Here is a 19,202-nt window from a genome sequence, read left to right on the forward strand (position 1 = left end):
CGGGCCATCCGGAGCACCATGACGCACCCTGCTTCCTCTCGGAGGGTGCTTTGAAGGAAAGATAACCAAGCAAGGAGAACCATCCATGAGACTCGACAAGCTGGCTCTCACGGCACAGGAGGCCTTCCAAAGCGCCATGGGCGTGGCGGGCGAAGCCGACGCTGCCGTCATCGAGCCGATTCACCTGCTCAAGGCGCTGCTCGATGCCGACGAGAACAACCTCGCCGCCATCATCAAGCGCATCGGGGCCGACCCGGTCTGGCTGTCCCAGAACGTGGCCGACGAGATAGCCAAGATGCCCAAGCAGACGGGCGCCGCCCCCATGGCCATCCCCGGCCAGGACCTCATCAAGGTCATCGACAACGCCGTGAAGATAGCCGAGAAGCTGGGCGACAGCTACGCCACGAGCGAACACTTGCTCATCGCGCTCTCCGAGGACAAGGGCGCCGCCGGCCGGCTGCTCACCACGGCGGGCATTACCCGCAAGAACATCGAGGAGGCCTACGAGGCCCTGCGCGGCAACACCCGCGTTACCTCCCAGACCGAGAAGACCCAGTTCGAGGCGCTGGAGCAGTACGGCCAGAACCTCACCCAGCAGGCCCGCGAGGGCAAGCTCGACCCGGTCATCGGCCGTAACGAGGAGATCCGCCGCACCGTTCAGGTACTCTCTCGCCGCACGAAGAACAACCCCGTGCTCATCGGCGAGCCGGGCACCGGCAAGACGGCCATCGTCGAGGGCCTGGCCCAGCGCATCGTCGCCGGCGACGTGCCCTCCAGCCTGCGCGACCGCGAGATCGTCTCGCTCGACCTAGGCGCCATGATGGCCGGCGCGAAGTACCGCGGCGAGTTCGAGGATCGCCTGAAGGCCGTCCTGCGCGAGGTGAAGGACGCCGACGGCCAGATCATCCTGTTCATCGACGAGCTCCACACCATCGTGGGCGCGGGCGCGGGCGGCGACAGCTCGCTCGACGCCGGCAACATGCTCAAGCCGGCGCTTGCCCGCGGCGAGCTGCGCGCCATCGGCGCCACCACCCTCGACGAGTACCGCAAGTACATCGAGAAGGACGCCGCCCTCGAGCGCCGCTTCCAGCCGGTCATGGTGAACGAGCCCACCGTGGAGGACACCATCGCCATCCTGCGCGGTCTCAAGGAGAAGTACGAGATCCATCACGGCGTGCGCATCACCGACGGCGCCATCGTGAGCGCCGCCGAGCTCTCCGACCGCTACATCACCGACCGCTTCCTGCCCGACAAGGCCATCGACCTCATGGACGAGGCCGCCAGCCGCCTGCGCATCGAGATCGACTCCATGCCCGAGGAGGTAGACGCCGCCGAGCGCAAGCTCATCCAGATGCAGATCGAGGAGCAGGCCCTCATGAAGGAGACCGACGCCGCCTCGGCCGAGCGCCTGGAGAAGCTGCGCCAGGACATCGCCGCCGCTCAGGAGGCCCTCGACCACCAGAAGGCCGTCTGGCAGAACGAGAAGGACTCCATCGTCAGCGTCCAAAACCTCAAGGCCCAGCTGGAGAGCGCGCAGCTCGACGAGGAGAAGGCCACCCGCGAGGGCGACCTGGTGCTGGCCTCCGAGATTCGCTACGCCCGCATCCCCGAGCTGCAGCGCCAGCTCCAGCAGGCGGAGGAGGCCGTCAAGGCCAAGCAGGAGGACGGCGCCATCCTGAAGGAGGAGGTCACCGACGAGGAGATAGCCGCCGTGGTGGCCACCTGGACGGGCATCCCCGTATCCAAGATGATGCAGGGCGAGCTGGAGAAGCTGGCCGATTTGGACGAGCGCCTGGAAGAGCGCGTCATCGGCCAGGACGACGCGGTGCACGTGGTGGCCGGCGCCATCCGCCGCAACCGCGCCGGGCTCTCCGACCCCAACCGCCCCATCGGCAGCTTCCTGTTCCTCGGCCCCACCGGCGTGGGCAAGACCGAGCTGGCCAAGACGCTCGCGGAGTACCTGTTCGACTCCGAGAAGGCCATGGTGCGCATCGACATGTCCGAGTACATGGAGAAGTTCAGCGTGCAGCGCCTGATCGGAGCGCCTCCGGGATACGTGGGTTACGACGAGGGCGGCCAGCTGACCGAGGCCGTGCGGCGCCATCCGTACTGCGTCATCCTGCTTGACGAGATAGAGAAGGCGCATCCGGACGTGTTCAACATCCTGCTGCAGGTGCTCGACGACGGCCGCCTGACCGACGGCCAGGGACGGGTGGTGAACTTCAAGAACACCATCATCATCATGACCTCGAACATCGGCTCGCAGCTCATCCGCGAGCACAGCGCTCAGGAGAACGAGACCATGGGCGACATGCTCAACGGCATGGCGGAGATGACCCCGGAGGCCGCGGCCAAGCGCATGGCCGAGTTCGCCAACAAGATGCAGGACGCCCTGCGCAACACGTTCCGCCCCGAGTTCCTCAACCGCATCGACGACATCATCACGTTCAACGAGCTCAACATCAACGTGATCGAGAACATCGTGAACCTCCAGCTGGAGGAGGTGCGCGCCCGCTTGGCCGATCGCCGCATCACGCTGGACGTTACCCCGGCGGCTATGGAGCACCTCTCCATCGACGGCTTCGACCCGGTGTACGGCGCCCGCCCGCTCAAGCGCCTCATCCAGCGCCAGATTGTGGATCGCATCGCCGAGAAGGTCATCAGCGGCGAGCTGCGCGACGGCGGGCACGTGCTGATCGACCTCGACGCCGAGGGCGAGTACGCCTGCATGGTGGAGGGCCCGCTCGACTTCGACGGCTTGCTCGAGGGCTAGCCTGCGCGTCTGGATGCGGTTTCGCCGGCGTGCTCCGCGGGCGCGTTCGGCCGCTGGCGGCTCGCGGCGGCCGCTGGCGCGAGCCGCAGTTGGCGACACGGCTCCAAGGGGGCGCATCCGGTGGATGCGCCCCCTTTCTTTGTACTAGAATAGGCGGCATGCCTACGCGCGGTCACAGATTCGTCACCTCCGTCGCCCCCTTGCGGGGGGCGCGCGCCGGTGCGGCCCGAACGGTCGGGCAGGCCGCGATGGGGGCGATGGTTTCGGCGCGGGCGGCCGTCGGCGGAATCTGGAGCTGACTGATGGGCAGCACCTTTCGCCAGCTGCTGGCCGACTTCTTCGTAGCGGGGCATGGGGTGTTCCTCGTCCTCATGGCCGTGGCCAGCTTCATCGTGGGCCTCGGCATCGTGATGACTCTCGTCCGCGTGGTGATGGGGTAGCCTATGTGGCAGCGCTTCACGCTTTACGACCTGCGCGTCATCGGCCATTACCTGGGCACGCTCATTCTGTTCTCGGCGCTCATCATGGCCGTTCCGCTTCTGGTGGCCCTGATCTTCCAGGAATGGGAGCCTGCCGCGCGCTACCTGTTCTCCATCGGCATCGCGCTCACGGCCGGCGCGCTCCTGCGCTTTCTGCGCGTGGAGCCGGGGCGCCTCAACCGGCGCCAGGCGCTTGCCATCACCGGCGCGGCTTGGATCATCCTGGCACTGTTCGCGTCCGTGCCGCTTTACTTCTCGGGGCACTACGTCACCTACCTGGACGCGCTGTTCGATGGCGTGTCGGGACTCACCACCACCGGCGCCACCGTCATCCAGGACCTCAACCACCTGTCCAACGCCGACAACATGTTCCGGTTCATGATGCACCTGCTGGGCGGCTTGGGGCTCATCGTGGTGGCGCTTTCCATCGGGCTGTTCGGCAAGCGCGCCGGCGCGTCGCTCTACAGCTCGGAGGGCCGTAGCGAGCACGTGGTTCCCAATGTGGTGCAGACTACCCAGTTCATCGCGGGAATCACGGTGGAGATCGTGGCGGTTGCCACGGTCATCATCGGGTCGATATGCCTCATGGCCGGCATGGAGCCCTCGCGCGCCATCCTCCAGGCGCTCTGGCTTTCCATCTCGGCCTTCGTCACGGGCGGTTTCACGCCCATGAGCCAGTCCATCATGTACTACCACTCGGGCGTCATCGAGTTCGTCATCATGGTGCTCATGATTCTGGGCACCATCAGCTTCGTCATGTACGCCGAGGTGTGGAAGGGGCGCGTGGGAACGTTCTTCCGCGACATCGAGACGCGCACCATGCTCATCTGGGTGGGCATCATGACCGTGGTGCTGACCGCGTCGCTCGCGGCCGGCCCGCTGTTCTCCGATCTGCCGGCGCTTCTGCGACGCGGGCTGTTCATGGTGGTGTCCGCGTTTACCACCACGGGCTTCCAGGTGGTCACGAGCAATCAGCTGACTACGGCGTTCACCTCCGGCGCATTCCTCACGCTCGCGCTCATCATGGCCGTGGGCGGCTCGGCCGGCAGCACCGCGGGCGGCATCAAGTTCAGCCGCGTGGGCATCATCTTCAAGTCGATGGTGGCCACCATCAAGGAGGCCCTCGCGCCCGATTCCGCGCGCGTGGTGGTGGCGTACAACCACGTGGGGCGCCGCGTGCTCTCGCCCGAGATCGTGAAAGAGGCCATGACGGTGTTCATCCTGTTCGTGGTCACCTACGTGGTGGGCGCGCTCGTGGGCATCGCGCACGGCTACGAGGCCACCCAGGCCATCTTCGAGTCGGTGGCCATGACGTCGAACGGCGGTATCACCACCGGCCTGGCCACGCCAGGCATGCCCATGTCGCTCGAGCTGTTCTACATCTTCCAGATGTGGGCCGGCCGTCTCGAGTTCGTGACGCTGCTGGCGCTGATGGTGGAGGTGGCCGCATCGTTCTTCCCGCGGAAGAGGGTGTCGTCGTGAGGGCGGAGAGGAGCCTGTGCGCGGGGGAGCGCGGGGAACTGGCGGCCTGCGGACCGGCGGCGGAGCGCGGGGTGGAGCGCGGCCTGCGGGCGGCGGGCCGCGCCGTGGTTCGCAGGACGTTGGCGGCGGCGCGAAAAGTTAGCCGCGTGCGTGTGTTTCACGTGAAACATTCGGGGCCCCATGGGCGTTGGGATGCGCGGGAAGCAATGGGCGTGCGGGCGATGGGCGCGGCGGGCGCTGTGGTTGTGGGCGCGGGCGCCCCGGGCGCGGCAACCGTCCCGGTCGCCGTGGGTGCGCGGGATGCAATGGGCGTACGGGCGATGGGCGCCCTGGCTGCGGCGGCGCTGTCCTTGACGTGCGTGCTGCCGGGGGCGACGGCGTGGGCGGCGGAGGGCGACGGTGCTCCCGGCCCCAACGAGGTGAACCCCCAGCAGATGCCCGACAGCTCGTTCATCTACGACACCTCCATCGCCGATCTGTCCAGCGCCGACTCCTACCTGAACAACCAGACGGTTCAGGTGGTGGGCGAGGTGGTGGGTGACCGCATCAACGCAGAGTTTGATTTGGCTAACTGTTGGATCGCCCTCCAAGCCGTCGATGGGTCGAACGCAGACGTTCCCGTGTTCATGGCGAGGGAGTCTTCCAAGGCCATCGACCGCTACGGCGCCTACGGCGTGCGCGGCACTACGCTGCAGGTGCGCGGTACGTTCCACCTCACCTGTCCCGAGCACGACGGCCTGACCGACTTGCATGCCGACCACGTGAGCGTCGTGAAGAAGGGCGAGGATCTACGCGAGCCGCTCGATCCCCATCGTTTCGTGCCCGGCGCGGTGATGGTGCTGCTCGGCGTAGTGCTCATCATCGTGTTCTACCGCCTGCGAGAGAGCCAGCGCTAGGGGTCGCCATGAGTGTTTCACGTGAAACACCCGACCTCACGCATGCCGCTGCGAGCGGGGAGGTCGAGTGCGCCGTCATGGGTCGTGCGCAGGCGGCGGGCGCCGAGGCCGCGATGGCCGAGCAGACGGCGGGCCCCGTCGAGGTTGCGATGACCGCGTCGGTTGCGGGCGCTGCGCCGCGTCCCGCTGCGGATGCCGTCGAGCGCGCTGCTGGGAGCGCTGCCGTGGGTGCCGCCGAGCGCGCTGCTGCGAGCGCTGCCACGGATGCCGCTGCTGGGGCTGCCGCAGATTCCGCGCAGGCCGATGCCGCCACGAGCGCTGCCGCACGTTCCGCGCAGGCCGATGCCGCGAGCGTTGCCGCGGGTTCCGTGCAGGCGGCGGGCGCTGCTGCCGGTGCGACGGGGGAGAGCGCGGGCGCTGCCGCCGATGTCGCTGCCGGCGTTGCCGTCAACATCGCCGCCGTCACCGCCGCGGATGTCGCTATGGCGGCCGCTGTCGCCGGTGCGGCGGGGGAGAGCGCGGGCGACGCGAGTCCTGCCGCGGGATGCGCTTTCGAGGCCCGGCGCGTGGGGGAGGTGGTGAAGCTCGACCGGGGATTCCCGCTGGTGCGCTTCCCCGACGGCGAGGCGTTGCGCTGCGAGCACGCGACGGCGCTGGTCAAGGGCGAGAAGGTCCGGGCCGTTATCGGCGATCGCGTGGAGGTCTCCGCGCCCGACGACCATGACATGGGCATCATCGAGGCTATCCTTCCGCGCAGCCGCGCCTTCGTGCGCAAGGATCCCACCGAGCGCGCGGTCGCCCAGGTGCTCGCCGCCAACTTCGATCGCGTCATCGTTGCCCAGCCCCTCGCGGAGGTGAACCGCCGTCGTCTTGAGCGCGAGCTCGTGCTCGCCTATGAGACGGGCGCCGCAGTGACCGTCGTGCTCACCAAGGCCGACCTGGCGCAGGACGACGCCCAGGTTCGGGCCGTGCGCGACCAGGTGCGCGCGCTGGTCGGCCCCGACGTGCAGACCATCGTGGTGACGTCGGCCGACCCCTCTTCGGCCGAGGCGGTGCGCGAGCTCGTGCCCGCCGGCTCGATGGCTGTGCTCATCGGCCGCAGCGGGGTGGGGAAGTCGAGCCTGGTGAACCTGCTGCTGGGCGAGGACGTCCAGGAGACGGCTGCCGTGCGGGAGGGCGACGGCAAGGGCCGGCACACCACGGTCAGCCGCGAGGTGATCGAGCTGCCCGGCGGCGGGCGCATCGTCGACATGCCCGGCGTGCGCGGCCTCGGGTTGTGGGACGCCGAGTCGGGCATCGGCGCCGCCTTCGCCGATGTCGAAGCGCTGGCCGAGGGCTGCCGCTTCCGCGACTGCCGCCATGGTGACGAGCCCGGCTGCGCCGTTCGCGCGGCGGTGGAATCCGGCGAGTTGGCGCCCGAGCGATTCGCCTCTTACCAGGCGCTACGTCAGGAGACGGTCGAGATCAAGGAACGTCGCGAGCAAGCGCGTTGGGCGCAGGGAGAGAAGGCATCGCACGCTCGCTCTCCCAAGGGCCGCGGTTCTGGCAAGCGATCGCGTGGAGGCAGGCCCCGCCGATAGAGCGTCGCTGCAAGCTAAAGCGCGTTTTCTGGTCACTTTCTTCGAAATTCCGAGCCTGAGGGGCCGAGGTCGGCCTGATTTGAAGGACTCTGCATGCTCGGAGAAAAGCTGACCTGGGCAAACCTCTTCTCGCATCGTCTTTGCAGCGGTTTGGGCCTCGGAATTTCGAAGCAAATGACCAGAAACGACAGCCGGCGCTGCAGATGCGCGTCGTGCGCGCCGGCGATGTGCGGCGTTGTGGTGTTGCCTGGCCGTGGATGGTTGCTTCACAAATGACGAGTACAATACCTAGGTTATCTGTCATCAACGACCAAGCACGCGGAAGGAGCTGCATGCAGCCCGTCGTCATCATCCCGACGTTCATCGCGGGACGCCGCCATCGCGCTGGCTCCAACACCATCGCCACCTACGACCACGTGACCCCGCTCAACGATCCCGGCGAGCTGGGACGTTGCCTGGCCTCGCTCGAGAAGGTGCGTGGCTTGGGACTTATCGTGGTGCTTGTGGCTGCCGAGTCGCCCTTCGAGGCCCAGGCGGCCGAGAAGGTGCAGGCTGTTGTGGATCAGCACCCGTCGCTGAACGTGCTGGTCATCGGCGCTGCCGAGCTGGCCCTCGTGCGTCAGCGCATGGAGCAGCTGAAGATCGGCAAGCTCGGTCGCGAGGTGGCGCTCTCGGGCTACGGTGCCGTGCGCAACCTGGGGCTGGTGGTGGCCAACGTCTTCGGCTTCGACGCGGTGGTGTTCCTTGACGACGATGAGGTGGTGGACGACCCCGACTTCCTCAAGCACGCCATGTACGGCCTGGGCAAGCTCACCAAGAAGGGCATTCCCATCTTGGCCAAGACGGGCTACTACCTCAACGATGAGGGCTCGTACCTCTCGAAGTGGGAGGATGCCTGGTACAACCGCTTCTGGCAGCAGGGTCGCGCATTCAACGAGTGGATCAGCAAGGCGATGAAGGGCCCGCGGCTCTCGCGATCCAACCACGTGTGCGGTGGCTGCTTGGCTGTGCATAAGGAGGCCTTCCGCCGCCAGGCCTTTGATCCGTGGATTACGCGCGGCGAGGATCTGGATTACATGCTCGACCTTCGGATGTACGGCTCGGACATCTGGTTCGACAACGAGTGGGTGCTGCGCCACCTGCCGCCCAAGTCGTCGAGCGAGGGCGACCGCTTCCGCCAGGACATCTTCCGCTGGATCTACGAGTATCGCAAGCTGGAGTACAGCCGTGCGCTCATCGACTTGCAGCAGGTGAAGCCGAAGTCGCTCGAGCCGTATCCCGGGCCGTTCCTGGAGCCGGGGCTCACGCGGCGCATCCGCGTGACAGCGTTTCTGCGCAGTCTGGTGCTGCCGGACAAGAAGGCGTATCGCCGTGCCGCGAAGGCTGCGCGCAAGGAGGCGCAGACCTACGCCGAGCGCAACTGCGCGAAGTACTTCGAGTTCCAGTATGCGTGGCCCGAGGCCATGGCGCGCCTGGAGGGCGACGAGGCGTTGAGCGAGGCGCTGCTGCGCTCGGCGCTGCACAACGCCGCCGTGGCCGATGGAGCGGAGGGCCCGGCCGCAGCCGACGGCGCCCGTCCGGCGTCCTTCGATCCGGGCATGACGAGCGAGATTCGCCTCAACATCGCGGAGTAGCCGATCGTGGATCAGCTGGGATTGCTCATCGTGTCGTTGGCCGTGGGAGTGGGTGTCGGCGTGCTCTCGGGGCTGCTGGGCATTGGCGGGGGCACTGTCCTCGTGCCCGTGTTCAAGCTGGGCTATGCGCTCTCGCCCATCATGAGCACGGCCACCTCGCTTGCGACTATCATTCCCACGTCCATCTCGGGCGCTATCTCGCACGTTCGCCGCAAGACCTGCGTGCCGTCGCTCGGCGTTGCTGCGGGGCTGGGCGGCGCGATCACCTCGCCGGTGGGCGTGTGGCTGGCCACGATGTCGCCCGACTGGGCCATCATGGTGGCTGCCGCCGCGGTCATCGCGTATTCGGCCATCACCATGTTCTCGAAGGCGCTTAAGGCCCCTAAGGGGAAGGGGACGGCGACGGCGGCCGCAGGTGCGGAGGTCGCGAATGCGTGCTCAGGGAAGAGCAGCGCGGAAGAGGTCGAAGCGTGCGCGAAGGAGCCCGCGGTGAAGGCGGGGGCTCCTGCGGTGGCGGCCGGGGCGTCCGTGGGGGCTGCGGCGGGGCTTGGCGTCGAGGCGGCCGCGGCGGAGGCCGGGGCGTGCGCGGTGGCGAGCGTGGCGACGACTGCGGGGGCGGCGGAGGCTCCTGCGGTGCCGGTGGTGCCGCAGATGGCGCGGCGACAGCTGGTGATGGGCGTGGGCGTGGGTGCGATAGCAGGCGTGGCCTCGGGTTACGTGGGGCTGGGCGGCGGCTTTGTCATGGTGCCGCTCATGGTGTCGCTGTTCCATATTCCTATGAAGCTCACCTCGGGCACATCGCTCATAGCCGTGGCGCTGCTCGCGTTGCCTGCGGCGGTGACTCAGACGATGCTCGGCAACGTCTCGTGGCTGGTGGCCCTCGCCGTGGCCGCGGGCTCGGTGCCCGGCGCGCTGCTGGGCGCCAGGCTTATTCCGCGCGTGCCCGAGCGTACGCTGCGCTTTATCTTCAGCGGCTTTCTTCTGGTGGGAGCCGTCTTGCTCGCCCTCAACCAGACGGGTGTCATGTAGAACCTCTCGCCGCGTCCGGGCGCCTGTTGCGGCCATGCTCCGTCGCTTGCGGTACTTGTTCTTTCGGAGGGGGCGTTCGTGTCCCGTCATTCGCTTTGCGCAGAATGTTTCACGTGAAACATTCGTACGTGGCTAACTTTTGCGTGTTGCCTCGCTGTCTGACGTTGCTGATGCTGAGAACGGGCGGAAGCCGTGGAACGCGTTCCGGCGTGGGGTCTCTGGGGCGTGCTGCCCTCCGGCGGTGTGTCGTTTCCCGGCAACGCGTCGCTTCGCCGTGCGCTCCCTCCTGGTGCTTCGGCATCTCTTCCGCATCGCGCCCCTCGCGCATGTTTCACATGAAACATGCGCATGCGGCTCGCCTTCGCCGCCCGCGCCCGCTGCGTCGCCCCGACCGGAACCGCGCTTCTCCTGCGTCTCCGCCCCGCCTCTGCCCGCGCCCCGCCCGGGCCACGTCTCGCCCGCGTCCCTGTTGCGCCGCCCCCGACCGGCCCGCGTCCCGCCTGCGCCCCACTCCCCGCGCCCCGCCCGCGCACCTCGACTCGCCCGATCCCGCGCTCTGCCCTGCGCCTCGCGCCGCCTCGCAGTCCTCCTTCTCGCCTTCCTGTCCCCGGCTTTCTAGAGGACGAATGTTTCACGTGAAACATTCGTCCGCTTCCGGCCCCCGCCTTCGCTGCCCCTCCCATCCCTCGCCTGCGCGGCGTGTCATCCCGCTTCCCCACCCGCCCTCTCCTGTGGCGTCGCCTGTCCCCGATCCCGTCTTCGCTATGCGCGTCCTCGCCCTTGTCCCCGATCCGTCACACCTGCTTCTTTCGAATCCTTCTGCTCATGCCCCCCCTTATCCCCACCCCGCTCCGCCCCGTTGCCCCCGCCTACCTGCGCCGCGTGTTCCCCGTGCCTGCGTGCTTGCGCGCCGCGCGTCGATCGGAGGGCGCGGTTTTGCTATAGTGGCGAAAACACGCGTCGGCCGTCGGCGCCCGCCTGCGTCCTGCGCGTGGGCCGCGCCCTCCGCCTGCGCCCCCCGTGCCCGCGCCTGCGCCCGCGCCGCGCCGCGCCGCGCTGCCTTCCCGAGGAGATGCCATGGCTTCCCTGAAAGACGCCTCCAGCGAGGCCTCTAACAACCAGTACCGCTATCCGCGGCTCTTCAACTTGGAGATGTTCGCCTTCACCGTGGCGGCCCTCTCGGCGCTCGCCATGCTGTGGACGGTGCTTTCCCCCAACGTGTCGGTGGTGGTCATGATCGTGGCGGGGATGGTGTTCACCCTGTCGGTGGTGGTGGTCATCCGCCTGCTGATGGACCCGGATTCCGTCCGCGCGCATCAGTCCGACGATATGCTCCAGCTGGCCAGCCAGTTCCTCGATCTGACGAAGGAGGGCATGACGCCCGAGGCGGCGCAGCGCATCTGCGTGCTGCTGCTGCCCAGCACCGCCGCGGTGGCCGTTGCCCTCACGGACGCCGAGCACATCCTCGGCTACGCGGGCTACCAGGAGGCGGATAACCCCGCCGGCAGCGCCATCCGCACCCAAGCCACCCTCGACGCCATGGCCGAGGGCACCATGCACGTGCTCTACACCGCCGAAGACCTGGGCTTTCCGCGCAGCGCCACCATCAAGGCCGCCATCATCGTTCCGCTGCGCGTGGGCGACAAGGTGGAGGGCAGCCTCAAGTTCTACTATCGCAACGGCAAGAAGATCACCGAGACGCAGAAGTCCATCGCGCAGGGCTTCGCGCGGCTGCTGTCTACCCAGATGGCCGCTGCCGAGATGGAGGCACAGCGCAAGCTGGCCACCTCCATGGAGCTGAAGATGCTCCAGAGCCAGATCAACCCGCATTTCCTGTTCAACACCATCAACACCATCGCGTCGCTCATCCGTACGGATCCGCCCAAGGCGCGCACCATGCTGCGCGAGTTCGCGGTGTTCTACCGCCGCACGCTGGAGGACTCGACCGACCGCATCATGCTCTCGCGCGAGATCGAGCAGACCATGCGCTACTTCTCGTTCGAGGTGGCGCGCTTCGGCGAAGATCGCGTGGCGCTCTACGTGGGTGCTGGCCCCGAGCTGCAGGATATGCTCGTGCCGCCGTTCATCATCCAGCCCATCGTCGAGAACGCGGTGAAGCACGCCATGCCCCTGGAGGGGAAGCTGACCGTGTCCATCCTGGCGCAGGTGGACGGCGATGACGTGGTGGTGGAAGTGCGCGACGACGGCGTGGGCATGAGCGAGCAGGCGTGCCAGAACATCATGCACCCCGAGTCTCAGACGGGTTTGGGCATTGCCGTGAAGAACGTGCACGACCGCATGAAGGGCTTCTTCGGCCCCGACGCCTGCATGGAGGTGGAAAGCGAGTTGGGGAAGGGAACGCGCGTGCTGCTGCGCTTCCCGGGCTGCGCGAAGAACCATGCCGCCATGCTGGGGGGCGAGGCGCCCGCTGCGGCCGTCGCCAACGCCGCCGGTGCGGTGGCCGCCGCGGTGGCCGACGTGGCGCCTGTGGTGGTAGGCGCGCCCGGCGTGGCCGACGCGGCCGTGCCGATGGGGCGCATCCGCGTGCCGGAAGGGCGCGTCGCCCGCAGCCGACGGGGCGCCGACGAGTCCGTCGCCGGCGCCGACGGGGTGCCCGCGGCGCCTGCTGGGGCACCTGCGGAAGGGCGGGGCGAGGGCGCTGGCGCGCCGCCCGTGGGCCAACGGGGCGCCGACGAGTCCGTCGCCGGCGCTGCGGGGGCGGGTCTCGGAGGCCGACGGGGCGCCGACGGGGTGCCCGCAGCGCCTGCTGGGGCGGGTTGCGGGAGCCGAGGGGATGGCGCTCCGAGCGCCGCAGGGCAGGGCGTCGAGGGGGTAGCGGCGCTCGTTCGCGACGTGCGCGAGCTTGAGGATGTGGAGGCGCAGGTGACCGCACGCGTTGCCGAGAGCCGCTCCCGACGAGCGTTTGACCCCGAGGACGCCGAAGCTCAGGGCGCCGGCGCCTAGCAGAGCCTGACGCCTAGCAGAGCCCGCCGTGGCCGAGCAGCGAAGAACGAATGTTTCACGTGAAACATCCGGCGCCGCCGCGCCTTCCGTAAGGAGATTGCGGAGATTTCCAACCTTACCTGCGCCTTTCATGCGAGGTGCTATTCTCGCCGAGAAATGAGGACGCGCGCCTTCGCGGTCGCGCTCTGCCCTCCCCGGCTCGGAAGGAGAAACCATGATCAGGAGAGTCATCGAAATAGACGAGGAGAAGTGCACCGGCTGTCGTTTGTGCGTCGATGCGTGCCATGAGGGCGCCATCGGCATGGTGGACGGCAAGGCGCGGCTGCTGCGCGATGACTACTGCGACGGCTTGGGCGACTGCCTGCCGGCGTGCCCGACCGGCGCCATCACGTTCATCGAGCGCGAGGCCGACGCCTATGATGAGGCAGCGGTCATCGAGCACCTGGCCGCCCGCACGGCCGCCGAGCTGCGCGCCGAGGACGCGGCGGACGGCGTCGCCGCGGGCCGCGCCTCCTCCGCCCCGGCATCCTTCTCCGGTTGTCCCGGCTCCCGCTCGCGCGAGCTGGGCGGCGGCATGGCCGGCGCGTCCTTCCCGGTTGCCGCAGGCTGTGCTGCGGACGGCCCCGCCGTTGAGGTGAGCGCCCCCGTGGCTGGGGAGGCTGCTACCGGCTCCGCGGCCGTCGTTGGCGTGAGCGCTGCCGCCGGTGCGGGAGCCTCGGCGGGCGTCGGCTCCGCCCCCGTGGCTGGGGAGGCGCCGAGCCGCCTCATGCAGTGGCCGGCGCAGATCAAGCTCGTGCCCGTGCAGGCGCCGTACTACGAGGGGCGCGGGCTGCTCATCGCCGCCGACTGCACCGCCTTCGCCTGCGCGTCGTTCCACGAGCGGTTCATGCGCGGAAAGGTGACCGTCATCGGTTGCCCCAAGCTCGACGAGGGGAGCTATGTGGAAAAGCTGGCCGCCATCATCGCCGCCAATGCCGTCACGAGCGTCACCGTGGCGCGTATGGAGGTGCCGTGCTGCGGCGGCCTGGAGCGCGCGGCTGCCGAGGCACTCGCGCAAAGCGGCAAGAGCCTGCCCTTCGAGGTGGTCACCTTCTCCGTGAACGGCGAGGTACTGGCCTGATCTTAGCTCCTGCCGTCTAAGACGGTCATGGACAAGGGGCGGGCGGTTGGCTATGATTTTCTGAGGTCTTTTACCCCGTAGAGCGGAGTGCTCGTGTCCTCATTTCTGTCGTCTCTGAACCTGTCGCCGTTTGCCCTGGTGGCCGTTGGGCTCATCGTGCTTGCCGTGGCCATCGTGCTGCTGGTGGTGTGGGTCATCGCCATCGACCGCCGCACGCGCGGCGTGGTGGACGGCCTGGAGGTGGAGCGGCGGAAAGTGGCCGAGATGCAGGTGATAGTGAGCCAGCGTGTCGGCCGCGGGCCGCAGCGTCCGCAGGGCCGTTCAGGCCCGGGCGCGCGTGGCGCGGGGCCCCGCCCCGCCGCGTCGGCTGCGGCGCGTGAGCAGAACCCCGGCGCCTCGCGCGTCGGCGTGCCGCAGAGTGCGGAGATGGGGTCGCAGCGTGTTCGTGCCGCCCAGCCGGCTGCTGCCGCCCAGGCGCGCCAGGCCGCAACCGGGCGCCAGGCCGCCGCCCAGCCGAGCGCGCCGCTCTCCCAGGAAGAGCAGGCATTCGCCGCCTGGGTGCAGGAACGCGCCCAGGCCATGGAGCAGCAGGGTCGCCCGCGTGGCTCGCGCGGCCGCGCTGCCGCCCAGCCGGCTCCGGCCGCAGGGGCGCAGGGCGGTCGTTCCCGCAGTTCGCGAGCGGGACGAGAGGCGCAGGATCCCCACGCTATCAGCGTGCCGCGCGGCGTCGACAAGACGGGCGGCGTCCCCATGGATCAGTGGACGGGGCCGGTGGGCCGCTCCCGTGGCGGCCAGCACACCCAGCGCGGTCAGGTGGCGCGCCAGGCTACGGCGGCTGCCCAGGCCCAGCCGGCGTATGACCCCCGCGACCCTCGCGTGACCCAGTCCCACGAGCGTGTGGAGGAGGCCGCCCGAGCCCAGCGCGCCGCAGCCCAGGCCCAGCGTCGGCAGGGCGCCCAGCCTGCGGTCGACCCGCAGGCGCAAGCGCGTCGGGCCGATCCGCGAGCCCAGGCCCGCGCCGCCGTCCAGCGCGCCCAGGCGTCTGGCCAGGGAGCTTCTGCAGCCGGTTCCCGGGCGGCCGCGTCCCGCGCCGCGGTCGATGCCCGCACCCAGGCCCGCGCCGCGCAGTCGTCACAGGCCGCCCGAGCCCAGCGCGCCGCAGCCCAGGCCCAGCAGGCTCCTCGCCAGGAACGCGGCCAGGGTCGCGCAGCCGCCGATTCGCGGCCGTGGCAGAACCCGCGGGCCAACGCCAACGCTAGCGCCCGCCAGGTCTCGCCGAGCCGCGGTTCGCGAGGCGGCTCGACCGGTTCGGGCTACGTCCAGGTGGATGCGCCCGCCGCCCATCAGCCGCACAGCTATGCGCAGGGCACTCCCTCTTCGCCGCTGCAGCCGCGCGACAGCCGTCGCCCCATGACGCGGTCCCATGATGCGCGCCCGGTCAGCGGCGAGCCCATCCCAGTGCAGGTGGAAGCCGCTTCCTCCACGGGCCTGTTCCGTCGCAAGAAGAACGCGGAGCCGGCGCGCGGCAAACACGCCCGCTAGCCTTCCAGTCCCTCTTGCAGCCGCTCGTCCGGTGAGAAGCCCCTTCGGAGTTGACCGGGGGGGGGGGGTCTCTGTTTGCTATCATCAGAGGGCGCGTAGTCGGGGAAAGGAAGCGAGCATGGGTGGGGACGATGCGATCATCGTGAACGAGGCGGGCGCCGAGGGCGGTGCATTCAGGCGAAAGGAGACGCCCGGATGCGTGGTGAAGCGGTCTGCGGCGTCTGGCGGCGCGGCTGAGCGTGTGCGCGTCCTGCTGATCGAGGACGACGCGTCCATCAACGAGATAGTCGGCGACCATCTGGAGCGATGCGGATACGCGTGCGTGCGCGCGTTCTCGGGCACCGAGGCGCGGCTGCTGCTGGAACGCGAGCGCTTCGACTTGGTGGTGACCGATCTCATGCTGCCGGGGCTCGCGGGGGAGAGCCTGGTGGCTCTCATCCGCGCGTCCGATGCCACGATGCCCATCATCGTGGTGTCAGCGCGTACCGCGCCGGCCGACAAGATCGACCTGCTGAAGCTGGGCGCCGACGACTACCTGACCAAGCCGTTTGACTTAGAGGAGCTTACCGCGCGCATCGGCGTGCAGCTGCGGCACCGCCAGGCGCGTGCTCAGGCGCGGAAGGCGGGGGAGGCGGCTGCGGCGCCGACGGGGGAGGGCGTGTCGGGCGCTGCCGAGGGCGGCCGCCTGCTGCGCGTCGGTCGCTGGCAGGTCGACCGGGCCGCTCGTACGCTGGAAGTAGACGGCCAGGATGTGGCCCTCACGCGTACTGAGTTCAACATCCTTGAGCTGCTGGCCTCGCATCCGAAGCGCGTGTTCACCAAGCAGGAGCTGTTCGAGCTGGTGTGGGGCGAGCCCTATGCCACCGAGGACAGCACGGTCAACGTGCACGTGTCCAACCTCCGCCACAAGCTGCGCCCCTCGGGCACCGACGCCTACATCCAGACGGTCTGGGGTCTCGGCTTCAAGCTGGCGCTCTAGCCGCGTCCGCGCTCGCGTATGCGAGTGTTTCACGTGAAACACTCGGGGGAATGCGCTCCCGCCCCGCCGGCCCGCCCCGCCCCGCCGCGATGCCTCGAGCGCCCTGGCGGCCCTGTCCCGAACTCCGCTCCCGCTCCGCCGACCCCGCCCCGAGTTTCGCCCGCCCCGTTGGCGACGCGCCTCGCCTTGCGCTCTGCTCCGCGCTTCGCCTGGGCCTGTCCTTTCGCGCGACCTCCTTTGCTCTGCGGGCCTCCTTGCTGCGAATGTTTCACGTGAAACATTCGCGCCCCTGCCCCACCCGCCCGCGCCCCACCCGCCCGTGCCCCGCCGGCGCCGCCCCGCCCCGAGCCTGCCTCTTCGCGCGGTTGCCCCCCCCCCCTCGCCCGCCTCCCTCCCGCCCCGCCCTTCCGCCCCCTCGCCCCCTCCCACCCCGCCCGAGCCTGCCTTTCTCTTGCGGCCTCCTCCGCTTCCCGGGTCTCCTCGCTACGATGTTTCACGTGAAACATTCGTCTGCTTTTTGCTCTCGCCTCCATCTCCAGTTCCGTTTTCGTTTTCGCTCACCGCCCTCCCCGCCTGTCCTGCGTCTTTGTCGCAGCTCTCTCTCGCCCCTCGGGCGCTCGTCCGTCTGCTTGCCTGCCCCTTCCTTTTGCGCGCCCCTCGCTTACTTCCCATCTCCCTGCCCCACGCTTTCCCGAGCCCCGCCCCGCTCCCGTCCTCTCTCCGTCCTTCCTCACACTTTCTTAATGATTACCCGGGGACTTCTTAATCTCTTGCCGCGATACTCGGTAGGGTAGGGAGAGTCGAAGGGAGATCCATGAGCGTGATAGAGGTGCGCGGCCTGGCCAAGGAGTATCGTGGCCGTCGCGTGGTCGACCGGTTCGACATGACCGTGATGCGCGGCGACATCTACGGATTCGTCGGGAAGAACGGCGCGGGCAAGTCGACGGTTATGAAGATGATCTGCGGCCTGGTGACGCCGACCGCCGGTGAGATATGCCTGTTCGGGGACGAGGAGCGCGCGGCGGTGCCCGGAGGGCTGCGCGTGGGCTCGCTCATTGAGGAGCCGGGGCTGCTTCCCAACCTCTCCGTCTTCGACAACCTGATGGCGAAGGCGCTGGCCATCGGTATTGTGGATGCACGCGAGCGCTGCCACGAGGTGCTGCGTCTGGCAGGCCTCGACCACGCGGAGGGCAAGAAGGCGAAGAGGCTCTCCCTCGGCATGAAGCAGCGTCTCGGCCTGGCGCTCGCGCTTCTGGGCAATCCCGACGTGCTGCTGCTGGATGAGCCCTTCAACGGTCTCGACCCCGAGGGCACGCGCGCCATGCGCAACCTGCTCGTGCGTTTGAATGAGGTGTTCGGCGTGACCGTGGTGGTAAGTTCGCACGTGCTCGACCAGCTCGATCGTATGGTCACGCGCTATGGCGTCATCGCTGAGGGTGCCATGGTGCGCGAGATGACGGCCGACCAGGTGCAGGCCGAATGCGGCGAGAGCCTGCGCGTGCGCACGACTGACCCGTCGCGCACGTTGGCGCAGCTGCAGGAGACGCTGCCCGCGGCCACCTACCGCGCCGAGCCCGACCAGGCCATCATCGTCTCCGGGGCCTACGACGCCGAGTCCGTGGCCCAGGCGCTCAAGGCTGCGGGGCAGGTCGTCTTGGAGTTCTCACCGCATCGGCGCGATCTGGAGGAGTACTTCGTGGAGCTGATGGAGGGGAGGCGCCATGCTTAACCTGCTGAAATCCGACCTCTACCGCCTTATCCACGGTAAGGCGCTGTGGGTGATGACCGTGGTGCTGGTGGCGTGCATGGCCTTCGCGGCGGGCATGCTCCATTGGGTGACGCAGCCTGACTCCCTGGCGTTTTACGCTCAGGCCGAGATGATGACGGTCGATGAGGTTCAGAGCGAGCTGGTGCCGCGCGAGGAGGCGGAGGAGAACTTTGCCGTCACGGTGCAGGGCCCTGGCGTCCGCGTGCGTGCCGATGGGTTCCGTGAGGTGCCCACTGCCGACGACTTCCAGGATGTGTCCGCCGAGATGCGGCAGTTCGACAGCCTTACCGGGCTGTTCGGTTCGGGGTTCGTGAGCGGCGGGTTCCTCGCCGTGACTGCGTCTTTGCTGGTGGCGCTGTTTTTCTCAGCCGACTTTGAGACGCGCTTCGTTCGCAACCTGACGATGACCCGCCGTGGCCGTGTCACCTACTACGGGGAGAAGCTGCTGCTGGCGTCGTTGGTGTCGCTCTGGTTTCTGGTGGTGCTGGCATCGTCGTGCGCAGCGTCCTTCGCCCTGGCGGGCATCAGCTACCGCGCCGACGAGGCCGTCGGCGGCCTGCTACTATGGATGCTGCTGGTCTGGCTCTCGGCTACCGTCTACGCGTGGGCGACGGCGCTTGTCGTTTGGATTACGCGCAGTAAGGCCGCTGGCATTGCCGAGGCGATTGTGGTGTCGTCTGCCATGTTCGGCGCTCTGCTCGCCCAGGCGCTGACGTACCTTGGGCGCATCCTGCCGTGGGTGGATGTCCTTCCCGCCTGGCTGCCGTCTGGCGCTCTGAATATGCTGGCGCCGGGAGCGGCGCAGCTCGCCGTCCCCGGCGGCGCGCTCGGCTTCGCCGGGGTGCCGGTCGGCGTGTCCGTCGTGGTGGTGCTGCTGATCTGGCTCGCGGTCTGCGCCGCGCTGACGTTCGCCGCCTGCCGCCGCCGCGACCTGTAGCGGCGGGGCGCCGCCGGGG

General features: G+C 68.7%; 13 protein-coding genes. All 13 read left to right on the forward strand.

Annotated elements, in window-relative coordinates:
- Window positions 1–85 precede the first annotated feature (85 nt).
- A complete protein-coding gene (clpB, locus tag AC6I0Y_RS00420) occupies window positions 86–2,773 on the forward strand; it encodes an ATP-dependent chaperone ClpB (RefSeq protein ID WP_497732159.1) in 2,688 nt (895 codons plus the stop codon).
- Between the two features lie 302 nt (window positions 2,774–3,075).
- Entirely contained in the window at window positions 3,076–3,213 is a 138-nt protein-coding gene (locus AC6I0Y_RS00425; RefSeq protein ID WP_160709538.1) for a hypothetical protein, read from the forward strand.
- Window positions 3,214–3,216: 3 nt separating this feature from the next.
- Entirely contained in the window at window positions 3,217–4,734 is a 1,518-nt protein-coding gene (locus AC6I0Y_RS00430) for a TrkH family potassium uptake protein (RefSeq protein ID WP_160709536.1), read from the forward strand.
- Between the two features lie 305 nt (window positions 4,735–5,039).
- Window positions 5,040–5,630, forward strand: a complete 591-nt coding sequence (locus AC6I0Y_RS00435; protein WP_497732164.1) for a hydrolase — start codon at window positions 5,040–5,042, stop codon at window positions 5,628–5,630.
- 8 nt (window positions 5,631–5,638) lie between these two features.
- Window positions 5,639–7,210, forward strand: coding sequence for a ribosome small subunit-dependent GTPase A (gene rsgA, locus AC6I0Y_RS00440; RefSeq protein ID WP_497732166.1), 1,572 nt, complete (start codon window positions 5,639–5,641; stop codon window positions 7,208–7,210).
- A 332-nt stretch (window positions 7,211–7,542) separates the two neighbouring features.
- Window positions 7,543–8,844 carry a glycosyltransferase gene (locus AC6I0Y_RS00445; protein WP_160709532.1) on the forward strand — a complete coding sequence of 434 codons (1,302 nt, stop codon included), beginning with the start codon at window positions 7,543–7,545 and terminating at the stop codon, window positions 8,842–8,844.
- Between the two features lie 6 nt (window positions 8,845–8,850).
- On the forward strand, window positions 8,851–9,873 hold the full coding sequence (locus AC6I0Y_RS00450) for a sulfite exporter TauE/SafE family protein (protein ID WP_497732170.1): 1,023 nt from the start codon (window positions 8,851–8,853) through the stop codon (window positions 9,871–9,873).
- Between the two features lie 1,077 nt (window positions 9,874–10,950).
- Window positions 10,951–12,837, forward strand: coding sequence for a histidine kinase (locus tag AC6I0Y_RS00455; protein WP_497732173.1), 1,887 nt, complete (start codon window positions 10,951–10,953; stop codon window positions 12,835–12,837).
- A 214-nt stretch (window positions 12,838–13,051) separates the two neighbouring features.
- Window positions 13,052–13,957, forward strand: coding sequence for an ATP-binding protein (locus AC6I0Y_RS00460; protein WP_497732176.1), 906 nt, complete (start codon window positions 13,052–13,054; stop codon window positions 13,955–13,957).
- 93 nt (window positions 13,958–14,050) lie between these two features.
- Window positions 14,051–15,499, forward strand: a complete 1,449-nt coding sequence (locus AC6I0Y_RS00465) for a hypothetical protein (RefSeq protein WP_497732179.1) — start codon at window positions 14,051–14,053, stop codon at window positions 15,497–15,499.
- Window positions 15,500–15,617: 118 nt separating this feature from the next.
- A complete protein-coding gene (locus tag AC6I0Y_RS00470; protein WP_497732181.1) occupies window positions 15,618–16,478 on the forward strand; it encodes a response regulator transcription factor in 861 nt (286 codons plus the stop codon).
- A gap of 814 nt (window positions 16,479–17,292) precedes the next feature.
- Window positions 17,293–18,207, forward strand: coding sequence for an ATP-binding cassette domain-containing protein (locus AC6I0Y_RS00475; protein WP_497732184.1), 915 nt, complete (start codon window positions 17,293–17,295; stop codon window positions 18,205–18,207).
- Window positions 18,200–19,183 (forward strand): hypothetical protein, encoded by a 984-nt coding sequence (locus AC6I0Y_RS00480; RefSeq protein WP_497732187.1) that lies wholly within the window; start codon window positions 18,200–18,202, stop codon window positions 19,181–19,183. The genes AC6I0Y_RS00475 and AC6I0Y_RS00480 overlap by 8 nt, the downstream gene beginning before the upstream one ends.
- Window positions 19,184–19,202 lie beyond the last annotated feature (19 nt).

It is taken from the genome of Adlercreutzia sp. St.1H8, assembly GCF_059728655.1.